The sequence below is a fragment of the Pediococcus siamensis genome (assembly GCF_047220215.1).
In the GTDB taxonomy this organism is placed as follows: Bacteria; Bacillota; Bacilli; order Lactobacillales; family Lactobacillaceae; genus Pediococcus; species Pediococcus siamensis.
In genome coordinates this window covers 1,912,050-1,931,943 of sequence record NZ_CP178375.1, presented here as the reverse complement: position 1 = coordinate 1,931,943, position 19,894 = coordinate 1,912,050, and the positions used below count along the sequence as shown (strand labels likewise).

Here is a 19,894-nt window from a genome sequence, read left to right as displayed (position 1 = left end):
TAATGAAAATAACGACCGTTATTACAGGACACGGAAATTATGCATCTGGAATAAAATCGTCACTGTTGCTACTTTCTAGTTTGCCTGCCAATTATTGTTTTGTGGACTTTGTAGAGGATATGACACCTGATCAACTAGCAAAAAAATTACTATCAGTAGTAAAGGCTAATTCTGAATGTGTATTTTTTACAGATTTGTTGGGTGGAACACCTTATAAAGAAGCTGCCAAACTTTCGGTAAATAATGACAAATACGAAGTTGTGACTGGCTGTAATTTAGGATCTCTTTTAGAGACTACGTATAATTCATACCAAAATGTAAGCGATTACGCAAATGACTTAGTAAACACTTCAAAGCAGGGAACGCAATTGTTTGTACTTAGTAATGATGATTTGTTTGAAGAAAAAACAGACTTTGAGGATGGTATTTAAATCTTTTGGAACAAGTTGAGTATAGCAAAGGGGATTCACAACAAATGTTTACAAAAAGTGATGCAGAATTAAACCAATTAGGTGCCGTTATTACAACACGTGAAATTCAGCAACAGCCTGAATTGTGGCAGGAAGCTTGGCAAAATTACCAAGCAAAGCAAACACAGATTGCTGCCTTTTTAACTGCGATGACGGCACAAGTGCAAGGACCAGTGAGGGTTGTTTTTGTCGGGGCGGGGTCATCCGCTTACGTCGGTGATACTTTAGTTCCGTACCTACAATTGAATGGGGATCGACAACATTTTCGTTTTGAAGCGATTGATACAACGAAAATCGTTTCAACGCCGTATGCGTATTTGGAACCTGACACGCCCACTTTACTAGTGTCCTTTGCGCGCAGTGGCAATAGTCCTGAGAGTGTGGCAACTGTTGACCTAGCCGAAAAACTAGTGCACAACCTTTGGCAACTAACCATCACCTGTGCGCCTGAAGGCCAGTTGGCACAACACGCGCAGGATGACGCGCACAACTTGGTCTTGCTGCAGCCCGCCCGTTCTAATGACAAGGGTTTTGCGATGACTGGTAGCTTTAGCTGCATGCTGTTAACCTCCCTGTTGGTATTTGACGCCAATCACCGTGATACGCAAAAAGCGGATTACGTAAAAGCCATTAGTGAAATGGGCAAAGAAGTACTTGCACGTGAAGATGAGGTGCAAGCCATTGTGGATACTGATTTTGACCGCATTATATATCTAGGATCTGGCGGTTTAACGGGGCTCACCCGTGAGGCGCAATTAAAAATCTTGGAACTCACAGCTGGTCAGAAAGCCACGATGTTTGATTCTTCCATGGGTTTTCGACATGGACCAAAATCTTTTATTAACCAAAAAGCACTGGTTTTTGATTTTCTCAGTAATGATGCCTACACCCGCCAATATGACGTGGATATCTTAGATGAAGTCAAAGGCGATGATATTGCGCCCGTCGTTTGCGGCATCGGTGTGGCTAGCCAGCAAAACTTTGCGGGACAAAACTTCTTGTTTAAAAAGGGTAATGATCAGCTTCCCGACGGCTACTTGGCTTTTCCGGATATCATGTTTGCGCAGACGTTGGCGTTAATGACCTCGGTTAAAGTTGGTAACACACCTGATACACCGTCCGCAACCGGAACGGTAAACCGAGTTGTCAAGGGTGTTACGATTCATTCGTTGGCTTAGGCGACAATCAAAGACTTCTATTTGAAGTAAAAAAGAATTACTAAAGGATTTGGCGAACAGAGCTAAATCCTTTTTTTCGTCTATGAACAAAGCTTGATAAGTTATTACCAGTTAACTTAAAAGAATTGCGATAGTTTATACATGGCCGTAGAAGTGTTTGAACTTACCTGGAGTTACATTCTCCATCTTTTTGAAAACTGAAATAAAATGACTGCTTGTATTGAATCCAACCTTTTTTCTGATTTCTTCAACAGATAATTCAGGGTTATTCATAAGAAATTCTTTAGCTTTTTTTATTCTGAACTGCAACAGGTATTGGTGTGGTGTTGTTCCAACGAATTTACGAAAAACCTCATGAATGTACTGCTCACTATAATTAGAATATTTTGCAAAGTCCTTAATATCTAATTCCTGAGAATAATGGCTTTGTACCAGCGAAATAATTGGTTCAATAACATCTTGATAAACAGGTTCATTTCGTGGATTGCTAATCATATATTTCTTTAATAGAAGGAGAAACTCATATACCAGTTCGGAAGCCCTGAAAAGCTGTAATGGTTCTGAATTTTCAATTTCTTCATGATGTTTTTGAATGAAATTTGTAATATTACTATCGGGCTGTTCCAAAAATAAATAATCATGGAAGCCTAAACTGGTCAGAATTTCAGAAATTAACGAACCCCCAAACGTAAAAAATTCGGTCTTCCAGGTACCCTCAAAAGTTTTGTAGGAATGTGGTATACCTTGTGCAATTAAAATACCTTGTTGAGGTTTCAGAAAGATTGATTGATTTGCAATGTGTAAAATCCCCGTACCTTTTACACACTGCAACCAGTGTACATATGGATATCCAGTTGGACGAAAAATGTCTTCTTGCTCCCAGTTGTAGCCAATACTATCAACATACAGAGGAAAAGAACGGTCATTAACCTTAAAGCTATAACGCACAAAAATCACCCCTTAAACAGTAACTATTATTTGTATGAAATAACAACATAATTCTACCATTATTCCCATTCTTTTTCAGTAAAAAATCAATTTAAAAGAATAATTACAAGTTAAAGGTCATATGAACGATAACTTTAATTTATTGGTATTTTTGAAGTGAAAAATACAAAAAAATAATGACAGTTCTTATCTTAAATTTGTAATGTTAAAAGATTTTAGGGTGTAAATTGAAAAATATACGTTGATAAGGTCTTTTTAGAAACACAATTATACAAATTCTCAGAAATTATCTTCGGATATTTTTTTGAGCTATACATTAGTAAAGCAAATATAATTTTGTTCAAAAAAAGTATAACAGATTTTTTTGATATTTTTGCGAACTTATTCGATAGAAATGGGGTTGTTTTAAACTGCAACCGCTTCCATAATTAGGGGTGAAATAAAAGTTTATATTTTTACATTAGGAGGATGTTAATGATGAGTCGATTTAGAAAATTTGCAATTGGGGTTGGAATAGCTCTAACTAGTGTTGCGTTACTAAGTGGATGTGGCAAAACGAGTTCTGGAACAGGCTCCGCCAGTAGTCATAAAACTGTAGTGACTATTTGGGGAGACGATCCTAACTTTAATGTTCCAATCATGAAAACAGCCGTAAAGATGTATAACCAAGAGCATAAAAATTCAGATGTTACATTTAAAGTGGAAATGCAGAATGATTATGTCACAAAACTTCAAACGGTCTTATCTGCTGGAAAGCAAAGTAATTTTCCTAACATCGTAAGTATTGAAGATTACAATGCACAGAAATTATTATCGTCGTATCAAAATGATTTTCAGCCATTACAAAATATTAATTTAAAGAACTTTTCCAGTTATAAAAAAGATATTGTGCGGTATCAAGGAAAAACATATGGAGTTCCTTTTGATTCGGGAGTTTCGGCTTTATATTACCGAAAAGATATTTTTGCAAAATATGGTGTAACTGCCAAAGATTTAAATAATATCACTTGGGATCAGTTCATTAAGTTAGCTGAAAAAGTTAAACAGAGTAGTGGTAAAGAAATTCTAGGAACAGGAACTTTGTTGGGCCAAGATCCCGATATGATCCGTCAAATTTTACAATCTACTGGAAACTGGTATTTCACAAAATCTGGAAAGTTAAATATTAATTCTACTGGTTTTAAAAAAACGATCGAAACTATTAAGTCGTTGCACGATGCTGGTGTAATTACTGGGTACAGTGATTTTAATAGTCGAAATAAGGCTGTTTACAATGGAAAATTGCTTGGCCTAGTCGAAGGTGCATGGTACTTACCTACACTTAAGGCGGACAAGAAATTATCTGGTAAATGGGGGATTGCAACTGTACCAAGGGTATCCGGAATGAAAAATGCTTCGAACACTACAAATGAAGGCGGATCAAGCTACTATGTATTGAATACAGGAAATACTAAGGCTGATAAAGCAGCTAAAAAATTTCTCAAAACAATGTTTGATGGTAATTCTAAATTTTATGCCAAAGCATTGAAAGAACAGGCTGCCGTAACAACATATAAGCCAGCAAAAACCAATAAAGAATGGAATCAAACAGATCCTTTCTTGAATCAAAAAGTAAATAAATATTTTGCCGACAATATGGATAAAATTCCAAGCGTTTCATACGGAACACATTCCGTTGAATTAGAAACTATTTTCCAAAGTGATTTAGGTGATTATTACAATGGAAAAAAGAGTTTGAACTCAACAATCAAGACTATGGAAGCCGCTTATAAGAGTCAAGTCGGAGGTAAGTAATTAGGAAGGTGTCGTTTTATGAATGGAGTTAAAGAGCGCACAAATAGAATTGGATGGTGGTTTATTGGACTGGCCATTATTGGGTTTTTAGTCTTCATGATTTATCCGATCTTAGATTCGATTCGTTTGGTATTCTCTTCAGTTTCTGGAGATAGTAGTAAGTTCGTCGGTTTGGGAAACTTCGTGCGGTTATTACATGATAGTGTTTTTTGGAGTTCGCTAGGGAATTCGTTCCTATATCTTATCATCGAAGTCCCTATTATGTTGATAATGGCGATGATTTTGGCAGTAGTCTTGAATTCGAAAAAGTTAAAATTACGCGGATTTTGGCGATTATTAATTTTTTTACCATGTGTGACTTCTCTTGTTTCTTATTCAGTTTTATTCAAGATGTTGTTTGCTAGTGATGGTTTAATCAATATTTTTCTTATGAAGACGTTGCATTTAATTTCTTCACCTATTCCGTGGTTGACTAGTCCTGGAATGGCAAAAGTAGTTATCATCCTAGCTTTATTATGGCGTTGGACAGGCTATAACATGATATTTTTCTTAGCAGGAATTCAAAATATTTCTGAAGAAACCTATGAAGCTGCTCGCATTGATGGTGCGTCATATTTTCAGCAGTTTCTTCACATTACTTTGCCTGCCTTGCGACCAATTATCTTGTTTACCGCTGTTCAATCTACCATTAGTACCCTACAGTTATTCGATGAGCCTATGAATATAACTGCAGGAGGGCCGAATAATTCTTCTATGACAATTGCTATGTATATTTATAATGTTTCGTTTAAGTTTGTTCCTAATTTTGGATACGCCGCATCGCTATCGTATGCCGTCATGTTTATTATTTTAGTTCTGTCATTAATACAAATGAGGGTGGTGAGAAACGATGACTAATAAGCTTACACAGGTAGTAAAATATTTATTTATTTTAGTTTGCTCATTTGTTAGTGTCTTTCCTTTTTTGTGGATGATTATTGAATCCACAAACTCGTCTGATCAAATTATTGCTGGAAAGATGACGTTAGGTGGACAATTCTCAATTAACCTGCACCATGCGTTACAACAAACACAAGTAGTACAGGATTTTATAAATAGTCTAAAAATTGCAATATGGGTAACAATTCTCTCGATTATCATTGCTTCTTTAGCAGCCTACGGATTTCAGATCTATAAATCCAAGGGCAAGGATGTAATTTATTCGTTATTTATCGTTTCCATGATGATTCCGTTTTCTGTCTTAATGATCCCATTGTATCGGATGATGACAAACATGGGATTGGTCAATAACGAATGGGCCGTAATACTTCCTGCAATTACATCAATTTTCTTAGTATTTTTCTTTCATCAAAGTCTGGAAACTTTTCCAATTGACACAATTGAATCGGCCAGAATTGATGGTGCAAGTGAATTAAGAATATTTGGAAGTATTGTGTTGCCACAATTGAAATCAACTTTTGCTGCAGCTGCCATTTATTCCTTCATGGGTGCATGGAACAACTATATGTGGCCATTGATTGTTCTGCAATCCGATGATCAAAAAACTATGCCGTTACTAATTTCGGGATTGTCAGCGACTACAAACTATTCAATTGATTACGGTATCATAATGATTTTAATCATTATATCTACAATTCCTATATTTGTAATCTTCTTATTCTTGCAGAAATATTTCGTACAAGGAATGACTGGTGCTAACAAAGGATAATTGAGTGAAAGGTGGACAGTTGATGGAATATACGAAACCATATTTCGTACCGCTTAAATTAATACAGCTAAAGCTAATAAAAAGAATATCCAAAATGCATATTTTTTCGGACGCTGGTTCGACAAAACGCTTAATGGAAAGAATTATGTAATTACTATCACAGAAGGAGCATCATTTTTTGTTCAGTTTTTTGGAGACAGTTTAACTATCGTATTTAAAGTGCTACAAACACCATGTATTATTGCCATCTCGATTGATAACGGTAGATATAAAAAAAAGACGGCAGATGGAAATTGTAAAGTTGCCGAACATTTATCCCAAAGAACACATACAGCAAGAATCTTTGTTGATGCAATTAGAGAAAATGATGATTTATGGAGGTCTGGTAATGGATTGGCAGTCGAATGTGTTATTGGGGAAAAAGTGAAACCAATTAGACCATCTAGGAAACCAGTTTGGTTTATTGGAGATTCCATTACGGCCGGAATTCATGTTAATGGTGATAAGGAACCAGAAACAAATAGCTATGTTGAATCATATACAAACGTTGCATCAAATTTGTTGGGGCTTGCTAACGTCCCAATAGCATATGGAGCCACGGGCATAACGACAGCTGGTTCAGGCGGTGTTCCTAAAGCAAGTGATTATTTGAATTTTGATATGGCTGGAGTGCCAGATCAATGTGAACAGCCAGAATGGGTTGTTTTGAATTACGGCACAAATGATCGAAAAAATAGGAAAGTTTTTCTAACCGAGTACCGTCAGTATATTTACCAGCTTTTAGACCGTGTACACAGCATACCAATTATAATACTTAAACCCTTTGTAGGTGTGTACTCAAAAGAAATAGACATTTTAGCAAGTGAATTTCCAAATGTGTTTCCAGTAAACACATCTGATTGGGAAGCATCATATACTGATGATTTACATCCTGATAGTTATGGGTCTAAGTTACTTGGTATTGAGCTGGCCAGAGTAATAACTGATATTTTGAATCGAAAAAATTAAAAGATTTGATAGTAGAGAGAAGGCAGAGAAGTAAATGAAATTCACAGATGGTTATTGGATGGTAAAGAAACAGTTTGAGATCCAATCTCCGCATGAAGTGTTCGATTATGGTATTCATGATAATACGTTAACAATGTATGCACCGTATAAAAAAATTGAGCAACGTAGTGATGAGCCAAACGTTGGTATGACAACTATCAGAATCAATTCACCTTTAAGAGATGTTATTGGTGTGCATCTATATCACTTTTTGGAAACAAATCGCTTTTCGCACTTTGCCCTAAATGATGAGAAACCGATAGTGTCTATTGAAAAAGACACAGGGAAATTAGATTTTACTTCAGGAAATTTAACTATAAAAGCTTCCTATAAGCATGATTTTGATCTTTCATTTGAGGCTGGCGGAAAGAGGTTAACCGGATCACGCGAGGGTGCTCAAGCAGAGATTAAAGACAATAATAATAATCTGCATTATATGCGGGAACAATTGGATATTTTACCAGATGAACTCATATATGGGTTTGGTGAACGATTCACACCATTTGTTAAAAATGGGCAAAGTATCGATATTTGGAATCAGGATGCAGGTACAGGAAGCGAGCAAGCCTATAAGAATATTCCTTTTTATATTACGCAGATTACAAGTTTAATTCGAACACTTACTAAATAGTTCCCTGAATGTTTCAATGGCAGTTTTCCAGTTTAGAATTTTTAATGGTCGGTTGTTAATCAACTCCGTTGCTTCAATAATTGATTCTTCTGTGACTTTCGCGAAGTTTGTCTTTTTAGGAAAGAACCAACGAATTTTGCGATTGAAATATTCATTAGTTCCACGCTCCCACGGTGAATAAGGGTGACAAAAATATACCTCACGTTGATAGGTGTCTTCAATGAGTTGATAACCTGAGAATTCTTTACCATGATCAGCTGTAAATGATTTTACAGCTGGACCAAAGGTTCTGATGAAGGTTTCAATGGCGTTATTCATTGCATTCTGACTACGGTTTGGAATTTTAATCATCCAAACTAGACGACTCTTTCTTTCTACAAATGTTGCCAAACATGTCTTTGAACCACCTCGTGACGAAAGAACGGTATCCATTTCCCAGTGTCCAAATTCGGAGCGATCATTTATAGCTTGAGGACGATTTTCAATAGTTTTACCAACCTGAAAGCTTCCCCGACGCTCATCTTGATGTTTGTGACGTTGTCCTTTGTCGGGCAATTGTTCAGCCTTAAAGTTGATTTGGCCACTGTAAATCCAGTTATAGATTGAGCTAGTGCAAAGTCTAAGCTCATGTGCGACCTCATCAGGTGAATGTGTCAAACGTAAATGGTTCTCAATTAAGCGTTTCAGCATTGGAGTTAAAATTGATTTTCTTCCTGAATGATGTCGTTGTTGTTCGGCATCCGCCTGTGCCAATATAGGGTTATATGGCTGAACTCTCTTGAGTTCATAACTGATGGTGGATTTGGACACATTGAGTGCGGAAGCAATTTTGTTTTGAGAATAACCGATATTTAGCAAATGGTAGATGGCACCGCGATCGAATTGTGTTAAAGTAGAGAAGCTCATAGTAATGTATCTTCTTTCATGGTTTGGTTGTGGTGACTACCATTGTAGGACATTACTATGGGTCTTTGTTTACATTTTTTTAGGTGTTCGAATTAATTATATAATCTGCGATTAGTAATAAAGGATATGGTGTATTTGTAAACAATACTGGAAAGGTCTCATTTGAGGTAGCATCTGAAAATGTCAATCGCGTTCAGTTTAGTGTGCCAGGTGAAAGCTTAGATTACTACGTTATATATGGGCCAACCCCTAAAGAAATTTTAGATAAGTATACAAGACTAACGGGTAAAATTGGTTTACCACCAGCATGGACTTTCGGATTGTGGTTATCAACGTCATTTACAACGGACTATAGAGAAGAGACCGTACTTAAATTTATTGATGGTATGCAAGAACGTCACATACCGCTTGACGTTTTTCACTTTGATTGTTTTTGGCAGAAAGATTTTGAATGGAGTGGATTAGAATGGAATAAAGAACAGTTTCCCGATCCACAAAGGTTACTTAAAAAAATTCATGATCGCGGTATAAAGGTGTGTGTTTGGATTAATCCCTACGTTAGTCAAAAAACAGCAATGTTTAAAGAAGGTTTAAAAAAAGGCTATTTTATTAAAAGACTAAATGGAGAAGTCTGGCAGTGGGATATGTGGCAGGCAGGTAGTGCGTTTATTGATTTTACCAATCCAGAAGCAACTGAATGGTTTAAGAAAAAACTAAGGGGATTATTAAAAAACGGTGTAGACTGCTTTAAAACAGATTTTGGTGAACGGATTCCTGTGGAGGATGTGAAGTTCTATAATTCATGCAACCCACAGCAAGAACACAATTATTACACATATCAGTATAATCAAGCGGTGTTTGACGCAATTCAAGAGGTTAAGGGTACTGATCAAGCAGTTGTATTTGCAAGATCAGCCACTGTGGGTTCCCAAAAATATCCGGTTCATTGGGGAGGCGATAATCTCTCTAATTATAACTCAATGGCAGATTCCTTAAGAGGCGGGCTTTCTCTGTTATGTTCCGGATTTGGCTTCTGGAGCCATGATATTGGTGGATTTGAAAAAAATGCGTCTGCTGATCTTTATAAACGATGGACTCAATTTGGATTATTATCTTCACATAGTCGCTATCATGGAAGTATTCAATATCGGGTGCCATGGTTTTTTGACGAAGAGGCTGTTGCGAATACACGAAAATTTGTAACCTTAAAGTTGGCTCTTATGCCATATATATATGAAGCGGCCGTATCAGCTCATGAGGTAGGTACACCAATAATGCGCCCATTGTTCTTTGAATTTTATCAAGATAGAAATGTTGCATATTTGGACAATGAATATATGTTTGGTCCAAGCATCTTGGTGGCTCCTATTTTCAACGACCGTGGTGAGGCAAATTATTATTTGCCAGAAGGTAAATGGACAAGCTTACTCTCTAATAAAGTATATACAATTGATAAGACAGGAAAATGGTTAACAGAAAAATATGATGAAATGAATTTACCTATTTTAGTTAAAGAAAATACTATTCTTGTTTTGAATAAAAATGCTAAACATGCTGAATATGACTTTAACAAGGATGTACAAATCCATGTCTACCAAATTAGTGAGGGAAGGCATGAAAAAAGGGTAGTTGATAAAAAGGGTAAAGTTCTTGGGAAGATTATAGTTTTACGTAGAAGTAACGAAATTTCAGTAAGCGCTCACATGATGAAAGGAATGGTAACGGTTTATGTTCATCAGGGAGATATTACGTTGGAAAACAAACTGGTAAATGGAGAAGCAACAATTTCGATCTAAATAAAAGTAGAGTGCTAAGAGGGAATTTTTGAAAGGGATGGTCGTCAATGGCTGAAGTACAACTAAAACATATTTATAAAGAATATGATAATGCCAATTCATATTCGGTTACAGATTTCAATCTGGACGTAAAGGATAAAGAATTTGTAGTGTTTGTTGGGCCTTCGGGATGTGGAAAATCGACAACGTTACGTATGATAGCTGGTTTGGAAGATATTACTAAAGGGGAATTACTTATTAATGGCAAAGTAGCTAATAATTTGGCACCAAAAAATAGGGAAATTGCCATGGTGTTCCAAAATTATGCATTATACCCTCACATGACAGTTTACGGAAACATGACAAGGAGGATATTGATAAACGAGTAAAGCATGCTGCTGAAATTTTAGGCCTAACTGATTATCTGAAAAGAAAACCAGCGGCTCTATCTGGTGGGCAAAGGCAACGAGTCGCTCTGGGAAGAGCAATTGTAAGAGATGCACCTATCTTTCTTATGGACGAACCATTATCTAATCTTGATGCTAAGTTGCGCGTTAGTATGAGGGCACAGATTGCAAAACTTCACCAAGATCTGAAAACGACAACTATTTACGTTACCCACGATCAAACCGAAGCGATGACAATGGCCGATAGAATTGTGGTTATTCGTGACGGAAAAATTCAGCAAGTCGGGACGCCATCACAAGTGTACGACAAACCAGTTAATGTGTTTGTGGCTGGATTTATTGGATCACCGGCAATGAACTTCTTTAATGTGACCCTAAAAAACGGATATATTAATGATGCAAAGGACGGTTTTCATCTCAAGGTACCACAAGGAAGATTAAAAATTCTCGAGGAAAAAGGCTACAATAACAAAAAATTGATCTTGGGATTAAGACCTGAGGATATACACACAGAGAATGCTTTTTTAGAAACTTTTCCGCAGAATGTTGTCCATGCTGAAATCGTGGTATCGGAGTTATTGGGATCTGAATCACAGTTGTATAGTAAATTAGGACAGACTGATTTTGTAGCAAAAGTAAATTCTCGTGATTTTGAAAAACCTGGAACAGGAATGAATATGGGATTTGATTTAAATAAAGCACATTTCTTTGATAAAGAAACTGAAAAATCAGTTGACTATGAAGAAGAAAATTAAGCAAAAAGGGAGACAGAGAGAATGTCCATTCATGACTCGTTATTCTTTTCGAATACTTTGCAAATGAACACATCATTTCGTGTGATTTTGCCAGAAAAAAAAGTAGATAATGCAACAAAAATTTATCGAGATGGAAAGAAGTTTCCGGTTCTATGGTTGTTACATGGACTTTCTGATGATGAAACGTCATTTCAGAGATTTACTTCTATAGAAAGATACGCAAACGATGCAGGGATAGCGGTAGTGTTGCCTAGAATGGAGCGCAGCTTTTATGCAGATATGGTATAGGGACCAAACTACTGGACATATTTAATTAGTGAGTTGCCAAGAAGAGCAAGATTTTTCTTTCCATTATCAGAGCTTCCCACAGAAAACTTTGTGGCTGGTAATTCTATGGGAGGGTATGGAGCTTTAAAATGGGCATTTCGTGCTCCGGGAAAGTTTGCAGCGGTAGGGGCGCTTTCTGCTGTTATGGATGTAGATGAATTCGGAAAGCAATATAAAGATTTAATCCCAGATTTTGAAATGATATTTGGAAGGGATAAGGTAGTAAATCCTTCCCAAAACTTGATGTTTTTGGCCAAGCATTTTCCGATAAAACAGAGGAAAAAATTGAAGGTATTTCAAGCTGTTGGACAAGAAGATTTTTTATATCAACAAAATCAGAAAATGCGTGGATGTTTAACGCGCATTTTTGAAACGAATTATTTATACAAAGAAGAGACTGGTAATCATGATTGGGATTTCTGGGACAAACAGATTAAAGCTTTTATTGAATGGTTACCGTGTGGAAAAAAAGATAAATCAGAATGATATCGTAATTGGTAGAATTGTCAAAATATTTTACTATTGCAATTGTTGTGCTTCACCGTTTACTGATGCCGATAAATAATTAATATTGATTACAACAATATACACTTATGATACCTTCATTCGTAATTATTTGAATTTGGAGGATGTTACAGATGAATCAACAAGTTATTAATAAAGTTCCTTTTCTTTTTGGAGGTGATTATAATCCGGAACAATGGCCAGAATCAACTTGGGAAAAAGATATAAAGATGGTAGAACAGGCCGAAATTAATTCCGCAACAATTAATGTATTTTCATGGTCATTGTTACAACCAAAAGAAAATAAATATGATTTTACGATGTTAGACAAAATTGTCTCACTTTTAAAAAAACATAATTTTAAAATAGTAATGGCAACTTCGACTGCAGCTTTACCAGGTTGGATGGTCAAAAAGTATAAGGATGTTTCAAGAGTAAATACGTATGGGATTCGTCAGGGCTTTGGAAAACGGCATAATGCTTGTCCAAATAGTCCAAATTTTCAAAAACTTGCCGAGGATTTGGTTACACAGATCATGAAAAGGTATGGTCAGGAACGTAGCGTTGTTTGTTGGCATATTTCGAACGAATATGGTGGTTATTGTTACTGTGACAATTGTGCCAAAGAATTTAGAAAGTGGCTAAAAATCAAATACACAACCATAGAAAATTTGAATAATGCCTGGAATGCTAACTTTTGGAGTCATACTATTCATGAATGGGATGAAGTGGTTCCACCTTCTAAATTATCAGATGAATTTGATAACGGAAAAGCTGTTTTAGGAGGAGAAGCATTAGATTATCGGAGATTTCAATCTGACAGCCTGTTAAATGAATTTTTGATGGAAAAAGCTGTTATTAGAAAATTTAATAAAACTACACCCATCACTACAAATTTTATGGGTACACAAGAAGATCTTGATTATTTTAAGTGGGCAAGACATCTTGATGTGGTTTCTTGGGATAATTATCCGAGTTTTGATACCACGGCAGCCTTTACAGCAATGAACCATGATCTCATGTACGGTCTCAAAAAACAACCGTTTATGCTTATGGAGCAGGCGCCAAGCCAACAAAATTGGCAGGCTTTTAACGCATTAAAAGCACCAGGGGAAATTCGTTTTCTTAGCTATCAAGCAGTTGCCCATGGGGCTAATACAGTACAATTTTTTCAATTAAGGCAGGCAAGGAGCGGCTCTGAAAAATTGCATAGTTCCATAATTTCTAATCGTGATTCAACTCAAACAAGAGTATTTAAAGAAGTTGCTCAAATTGGAACAGAAATGAAGCAATTGGATACTAATATTTGGAGCAGTAGAAGAAAATCGAAAGTTGCAATTATTTTTGATTGGGAAAGTTTCTGGGGAATAAATTCATCTGTTGGGCCAACCGTAAACTTACATTATATAAACCGAATATACGCTTATTATAAATTCTTTTATAAAAATAATATCTCAGTAGATTTCATATCCGACAATGATAATCTTTCGACTTACAAAATAGTAATTGCACCAGCTCATTACATTTTGAAACCAAAACTTGCAAATAAAATTAGTGTATTTGTAAATCAAGGTGGAAATTTTATAACTGATTTCATGAGCAATGTTGTAGATGAAAATGACAATTTATTTCAAGGAAATGGGCCGTTAGATAAATTGTTAGGAATGTGGGTTGAAGAAAGAGACGCTTTAACTCCGAAAAATGATGTTGAATTACAAGTTATGGATACAGGGAGAAAAACGAAAGCTGACGTGCTATGTGATGTTGTTCATCTTGATGGTGCTGAGATATTGGCTAAGTTTCAGACATCAAAATTTTATAATAATTATCCAGCTATTACACAGAACAAATTCGGAAAAGGGCATGCTTACTATGTGTGCACGGCTTTAAGTGATGAAACAATGGATTGGTTAGGAAAGTATATTTTAAAAAAAGGGAAGCTGACAATTTCAGAAAAAAATAAGGAAAGTGTTGAACGAATAAGTCGTTATACAGATAAATATCAATATGAATTTATTTTAAACACCCAGGATAGAGAACAAATCTATCATAATAGAACTTCAGACTTAGTAGATATTGTATCAAACAAAAAAATCAATACTGGTGATGTTCACTTGAAGCCCTTTGGTGTTTTAATAACTCGTATAAAATTGAATGAGGACCAGAATTAGTAGGTTATTAAATGGAGAAGATGAATGATGGCATATTGGAATATGGATAAAATTACTTATGTTGGAAATGAGTATGCAAAGGAGTTTGGTTTCCATTATTATGAGCCAGAAAAGATAATTGCTGGAAAAAAGATGAAAGATTGGTTGCGATTTGCAGTTGCCTATTGGCATACGTTTGATCAGCGACTAGTCGATCCGTTTGGTGATGGAACGGCGATTAGACCGTATGATAAATATACAGATCCGATGGATAATGCACTAGCAAAGGTCGATGCGGCGTTTGAATTTTATGAAAAATTGGGAGTTAACTTCTTTTGCTTTCATGATCGCAATTTGGCACCTGAAGGCAATACTTTACGAGAAAGCAATCATAATTTAGATAAAATAGTCGATAAAATTGTGGAATATCAACAAGATTCTGGAATGAAGGTATTATGGAATACTGCTAATATGTTTACAAATCCACGGTTCGTTGCTGGAGCTGCCACAAGTCCATATGCGGATATTTACGCGTATAGTGCAGCACAGATTAAACATAGCCTAGAAATTGGGAAAAGGGTCGGTGCTGAAAATTATGTGTTCTGGGGTGGTAGAGAAGGTTACGAGTCTTTATGGAATACCAACATGAAAATGGAGCAGGAACACGCTGCAGAATTTTTCCACATGGCAAAAGATTACGCAAACAGAATTGGATTCAAAGCCCAGTTTTTATTGGAGCCAAAACCGCTTGAGCCCACTACACATCAATATGATTACGATGCTGCCACTACAATTGGTTTCATGAAACAGTACGGACTGGATAAAGACTTTAAGCTCAATTTGGAAGGCAATCATGCTAACCTTGCTGGTCATACGTATCAGCATGAAATTCGGGTGGCTAGAGAGGCTGGTCTATTAGGATCTCTCGATGCAAATCAAGGCGATAAATTGATCGGTTGGGATATTGATGAATATCCTTCAAATCTTTATGAAACAATTGGTGCAATGTATGAAGTTATTGAGAATGGAGGCATAGGCCGGACAGGTGGTTTAAACTTTGATGCTAAGCCAAGGAGAACATCCTTTGAACCAGATGATCTGTTTATTGGTCACATGGTTGGGATGGATACATTTGCTGCTGGATTAAAAGTAGCTGCAAAATTAAAAGAAGATCACGTTATTGATAACGTTCTACAGGATAGGTATGACTCTTATAATTCTGGAGTAGGAAGACAAATTCAAAGTGGAACAGCAAGTATAGAGGATCTTGAAAATTATATCATCGACAAGCCACAAAAAGAATTAAGGCGGGCAACGCATTCTGATCATTTAGAAGAAATAAAGAATATAATTAACCATTATATGATTGCAACATTAGCGGGTTAAAATAAGGTAGGAATGGGTAAAAAATTACTCATTCCTTTTTGAGGTGGCTTTAATGAAATATGTATTAGGAATTGATTTGGGAACCAGTTCGGTGAAAGTTTCAGTAGTTGATAAAATGGGACGAATGGCTGCACAACGAAGTGAAAGCTATGATCTCTTACAGAAGCAGATTGGTTACAGTGAACAAAACCCAGAAGACTGGGTACGGGCAACAACTAAAGCAATCCGGAATATAATAGACTTGGATAGAATTAATGCAACGGAGATTGAGTCATTAAGTTATTCTGGGCAAATGCATGGATTAGTCTTATTAGATGATAACTATAGGGTATTGAGACCGGCAATATTATGGAATGATACACGTACAGTCGAGCAAAGCAGACAAATCTTAAAAAAAATGGGAAAGGGATTTTTAAAAATAACACATAACTTACCTCTTGAAGGATTCACATTGCCTAAATTGCTATGGATACAGGATAATGAACCGGAAATTTTTAAAAAAATTAAAGTTTTTTTACTGCCTAAAGACTATTTACGATACAGAATGACTGGTCACATAGCTACCGACTATTCTGATGCAGCTGGTACAGTAATGCTAGATGCAAAGAAAAATACTTGGAGCAGAGAAATTTGTCAACCTTTTGCGATTCCGCTGGAAATCTGCCCGCCATTAGGTAACTCAGATGCATATGCTGGAAATATTACTAAACAATATGCTTCAATATCACAACTTTCAACACATATAAAAGTGTACGTTGGTGCTGCAGATAATGCCGCCGGTGCTTTGGGTGCTGGAATTGTCAGAGAAGAAACAGCATTATGCAGTATTGGAACATCTGGTGTCGTACTTAAATATGCTGATAAGTCTAGCTCAAGCCTAAATGGTAAACTACATGTCTTTAATCATGCAATTCCTGGTAAGTATTATATGATGGGAGTAACCTTATCAGCTGGTTATAGTTTATCTTGGTTGAAAAAAATACTTGATAACAAAACTACTTTCGGAAAATTCATTCTAGAAGCGCGACATTCTACCATTGGGGCAAATGGGTTACTGTTTTCTCCATATCTTGTGGGGGAAAGAACGCCATACGACGATGGTAACGTTCGGGGAAGTTTCATCGGACTAGATAGCAACCATAAGCAAGCAGATTTGGTACGCTCTGTCATGGAAGGCATTGTCTTTTCGTTTAAAGATCTTCTAAATATTTACAAGGTAAACCATTCTGAAGTGAAATCAATCATTTCAATTGGCGGAGGAGCTAAGAGCGATTTGTGGCTACAGATACAAGCGGATATTTTTGATATTCCGGTTATTTGTTTGACGAATGAACAAGGGCCGGGATTAGGAGCAGCTATGATTGCGGCAGTGGGTACAGGATGGTTTCAAAATTTTCAAGATTGCGGAAAAGAATTTGTTGAACGGGGAAAAATATATTTGCCAGAACCGAAAAATGTTCAAAAATATTGTGAACTATATAGAATTTACAGACAAATATACAAGGCTACTGCTGATATAAGTCATCAGTTAGTAGACTTCAGAAAGAAAAATTTCTAACTTTTCGGTTTAAAAATGAATTTGGCTAGGGAAGAGAAGGCGATATAGTGTGCTAATCAGCAAATATATATTAGATATATATAACTTTTTAGGTGTGATTCCTATTATGGCATTAACTTTAATATTAGTGTCTTGTCTTGTGGGAGTACATTTTTTTGACGCATTTGAAAGTGGCACGCGACTGGCCATTTCCTTAACAGGAATTAGTGCAATCATTCATTTGCTGGTTAAGGTTTATAAGCCCGCAATGAGTTCCTTCATAAACACCACGGGGATTCATTTAACAGTTATCGATGTTGGCTGGGCTCCATTGGCAACCATTACATGGGGAACCCCTTATACTTTACTATTCTTGTTGATTACCATTCTTACTAATTTGTTTATGATAAAAATTCGTTGGACAACAACACTGGATGTGGATATCTTTGATATTTGGCATGTAGCCTTTACAGCGTTGTTGGCAATGTATTTTGGTGCAAATATTTTCACAGCGGTAATATTGGTCATTGTATTAGGAATACTAAAACTCAAAAATTCTGATCTTATGAAACCTACTTTTAACGACTTATTAAATAACTGGAATAATCCCATGACGTCAACTCATATGAATTACATGATAAATCCTTTGTTAATGCTTTTTAACAAAATCTTTGATATCTTTTTAAGTCCGTTAGACAAATATGATTTTGATGTTTCAAAATTAAATGAGAAAATAGGCTTTTGGGGGAGTAATTTTATTATCGGCTGTTATCTAGGCGTTTTTGTTGGAATGGTTGGGAAAATGCCCGGATCACGGATCTTTGTACTGTCTTTCACTGGAGGTGTTGCGTTACAGCTTTTTGCAGAAATTGGAGCTTGGTTTGTTAAAGCTGTCGATGGCCTCACACAGAGAATTACGGAATTGCTTAATAAATTTTTAAAAAATCGAAATTTAAACGTTGGTTTGGATTGGGCATTTATAAATGAACGTTCTGAAATTTGGGGAGCGGCAAATATATTAGCTCCTATTATGTTAATAGAATCATTAGTTTTGCCCGGAAATCACATATTACCTCTTGGAGGTATTATTGCAATGGGCGTTACACCTGCCTTGTTGGTAGTAACACAAGGCCACATTATTCGAATGATATTTATTGGTGCTCTTGAGTTGCCTTTGTTCTTGTGGGCAGGAACGTTGAGTGCACCTTTTGTAACGCAAACAGTATCAAGTTTGAGCGTCTCCGGAATTCAAAAAGGCATAATGATTGGTGCTTCTACAAAAGAAGGACCAATTGAACAATTTTTAGCCTATTTATTTGGAAAGGCAAGTAGCTCGGAAAAATATATGCTGTATGCGTTTGTTGCACTTACAGTATATCTGTTAGTTTTTTATTGGTATTCAAGGGAAATGCAGAAAAGAAACAAAATCTATTGGAAATTTCAAAGGCAACAAGGGGAGAGTAATTAAAAATATTTTAAATGAGACATTGAAAATATAATTAAAAAGGATCCTAACGGAGAGCAATTTTTTTGTCCTGTTAGAATCCTTTTTTCATGCTTCCAACCCATTACTACTCAAGAAATTATTGATCACGATGACACCGCCCTTATCGTAACGATGGCGCGTTTGGGAATATTCGAAAGGACGACCATCAGCCAGATGGACCGTTTGCGAGACCTGTAAAATGGGTTCGTTGTGGTGACACTGCAGATATTTTTGATCATCTTCACTGGGGATGTCGGCAGTGATCTTGCGAATAGAACTTCCAATTTTCAAGCCGAGTTGGGTTTCGATAAACGTGTAAATCGAACCAGCCGCGATTTTCTCAGTTAAATTGCGGATAACGGAGAGTGGCATAATGGAATGATCTAACTCGTATGGTTTATCATCAACATTACGCAAACGTAAAATATCATAAACCGGGGTAGAATCACTGATGCTGAGCCGCTTTTGCTCGTGTGCATTAGGTAATCGAATTTCAAAATGCAAAACTTGCGTGCTTACTTTGCCACGTCCCGCAAATAATTTGGTGGTTCCTTCATATTGGCTGGATAAAATATCTAAGGTCGACTGTGAATTAGGTGCGACAGTGGTACCACTCCCTTGACGACGTAAGATTAAATTGGCGTTGGATAATTCGTCCAGCGCCTTTTGAATTGTTACCCGGGAAGTACCGAATTCCTCGGCCAACTCCTTTTGACTAGGAAGGTGCTCACCAGTCACATAGTCACCGTTTTGAATGCGTGCTTTTAATGTATTGGCAATATCTTTATATTGACTAATCGTCGTCACCTTCCTTCCTAGTGTTAATTTTAGCATATTCAAATTTTTATCCAAGTTGTTAATTTGAATTATCAATATAAATATTTG

General features: G+C 36.3%; 14 protein-coding genes and 3 pseudogenes. 14 read left to right on the top strand and 3 right to left on the bottom strand.

Annotated features, from left to right (window positions below):
* Positions 1 to 2 precede the first annotated feature (2 nt).
* Both ACLJJ6_RS09305 and ACLJJ6_RS09300 read left to right on the top strand, forming a co-directional pair.
* Positions 3 to 431 (top strand): PTS sugar transporter, encoded by a 429-nt coding sequence (locus tag ACLJJ6_RS09305; protein WP_412989180.1) that lies wholly within the window; start codon positions 3 to 5, stop codon positions 429 to 431.
* A 44-nt stretch (positions 432 to 475) separates the two neighbouring features.
* Positions 476 to 1,648: an SIS domain-containing protein gene (locus ACLJJ6_RS09300; RefSeq protein WP_412989179.1), complete on the top strand. Its 1,173-nt coding sequence runs from the start codon at positions 476 to 478 to the stop codon at positions 1,646 to 1,648.
* 135 nt (positions 1,649 to 1,783) lie between these two features.
* Here the strand turns inward: ACLJJ6_RS09300 and ACLJJ6_RS09295 are convergent, their stop codons facing one another.
* On the bottom strand, positions 1,784 to 2,596 hold the full coding sequence (locus ACLJJ6_RS09295; RefSeq protein WP_412989178.1) for an AraC family transcriptional regulator: 813 nt from the start codon (positions 2,594 to 2,596) through the stop codon (positions 1,784 to 1,786).
* Positions 2,597 to 3,070: 474 nt separating this feature from the next.
* Between ACLJJ6_RS09295 and ACLJJ6_RS09290 the strand changes: the two genes are divergently transcribed.
* The 5 genes from ACLJJ6_RS09290 to ACLJJ6_RS09270 all read left to right on the top strand — a co-directional run bounded on the left by ACLJJ6_RS09290 (position 3,071) and on the right by ACLJJ6_RS09270 (position 7,776).
* The gene (locus ACLJJ6_RS09290; protein WP_412989177.1) at positions 3,071 to 4,390 is read left to right on the top strand and encodes an ABC transporter substrate-binding protein; all 1,320 of its coding nucleotides are present in this window, start codon (positions 3,071 to 3,073) and stop codon (positions 4,388 to 4,390) included.
* Positions 4,391 to 4,408: 18 nt separating this feature from the next.
* A complete protein-coding gene (locus ACLJJ6_RS09285; RefSeq protein ID WP_412989176.1) occupies positions 4,409 to 5,287 on the top strand; it encodes a carbohydrate ABC transporter permease in 879 nt (292 codons plus the stop codon).
* Positions 5,280 to 6,098, top strand: coding sequence for a carbohydrate ABC transporter permease (locus ACLJJ6_RS09280; protein WP_412989175.1), 819 nt, complete (start codon positions 5,280 to 5,282; stop codon positions 6,096 to 6,098). Before ACLJJ6_RS09285 ends, ACLJJ6_RS09280 begins: the two co-directional genes overlap by 8 nt.
* Before the next feature lie 219 nt (positions 6,099 to 6,317).
* The gene (locus ACLJJ6_RS09275) at positions 6,318 to 7,106 is read left to right on the top strand and encodes an SGNH/GDSL hydrolase family protein (RefSeq protein WP_412989174.1); all 789 of its coding nucleotides are present in this window, start codon (positions 6,318 to 6,320) and stop codon (positions 7,104 to 7,106) included.
* Between the two features lie 34 nt (positions 7,107 to 7,140).
* A complete protein-coding gene (locus tag ACLJJ6_RS09270; protein ID WP_412989173.1) occupies positions 7,141 to 7,776 on the top strand; it encodes a hypothetical protein in 636 nt (211 codons plus the stop codon).
* On the opposite strand, the gene ACLJJ6_RS09265 is transcribed toward ACLJJ6_RS09270, so the two are convergent.
* Positions 7,753 to 8,682, bottom strand: a complete 930-nt coding sequence (locus ACLJJ6_RS09265; RefSeq protein ID WP_412988322.1) for an IS30 family transposase — start codon at positions 8,680 to 8,682, stop codon at positions 7,753 to 7,755. The genes ACLJJ6_RS09270 and ACLJJ6_RS09265 overlap by 24 nt on opposite strands.
* 110 nt (positions 8,683 to 8,792) lie before the next feature.
* Here ACLJJ6_RS09265 and yicI point away from each other — a divergent pair.
* From yicI to ACLJJ6_RS09230, 7 genes and pseudogenes are all read left to right on the top strand, one after another.
* A pseudogene (gene yicI / locus ACLJJ6_RS09260) lies at positions 8,793 to 10,478 on the top strand (alpha-xylosidase); the annotation flags it as partial.
* 47 nt (positions 10,479 to 10,525) lie between these two features.
* Positions 10,526 to 11,619, top strand: a pseudogene (locus ACLJJ6_RS09255) (ABC transporter ATP-binding protein).
* A 21-nt stretch (positions 11,620 to 11,640) separates the two neighbouring features.
* Positions 11,641 to 12,432 (top strand): annotated as a pseudogene (locus tag ACLJJ6_RS09250) (alpha/beta hydrolase).
* A gap of 152 nt (positions 12,433 to 12,584) precedes the next feature.
* Positions 12,585 to 14,621 (top strand): beta-galactosidase, encoded by a 2,037-nt coding sequence (locus ACLJJ6_RS09245; RefSeq protein ID WP_412989172.1) that lies wholly within the window; start codon positions 12,585 to 12,587, stop codon positions 14,619 to 14,621.
* Between the two features lie 24 nt (positions 14,622 to 14,645).
* On the top strand, positions 14,646 to 15,986 hold the full coding sequence (xylA, locus tag ACLJJ6_RS09240; RefSeq protein ID WP_412989171.1) for a xylose isomerase: 1,341 nt from the start codon (positions 14,646 to 14,648) through the stop codon (positions 15,984 to 15,986).
* Positions 15,987 to 16,038: 52 nt separating this feature from the next.
* On the top strand, positions 16,039 to 17,544 hold the full coding sequence (gene xylB, locus ACLJJ6_RS09235; RefSeq protein ID WP_412989170.1) for a xylulokinase: 1,506 nt from the start codon (positions 16,039 to 16,041) through the stop codon (positions 17,542 to 17,544).
* A 49-nt stretch (positions 17,545 to 17,593) separates the two neighbouring features.
* A complete protein-coding gene (locus tag ACLJJ6_RS09230; protein WP_412989169.1) occupies positions 17,594 to 18,991 on the top strand; it encodes a PTS transporter subunit IIC in 1,398 nt (465 codons plus the stop codon).
* Positions 18,992 to 19,075: 84 nt separating this feature from the next.
* On the opposite strand, the gene ACLJJ6_RS09225 is transcribed toward ACLJJ6_RS09230, so the two are convergent.
* Positions 19,076 to 19,843, bottom strand: a complete 768-nt coding sequence (locus ACLJJ6_RS09225) for a GntR family transcriptional regulator (protein ID WP_412989168.1) — start codon at positions 19,841 to 19,843, stop codon at positions 19,076 to 19,078.
* Between the last annotated feature and the right edge of the window lie 51 nt (positions 19,844 to 19,894).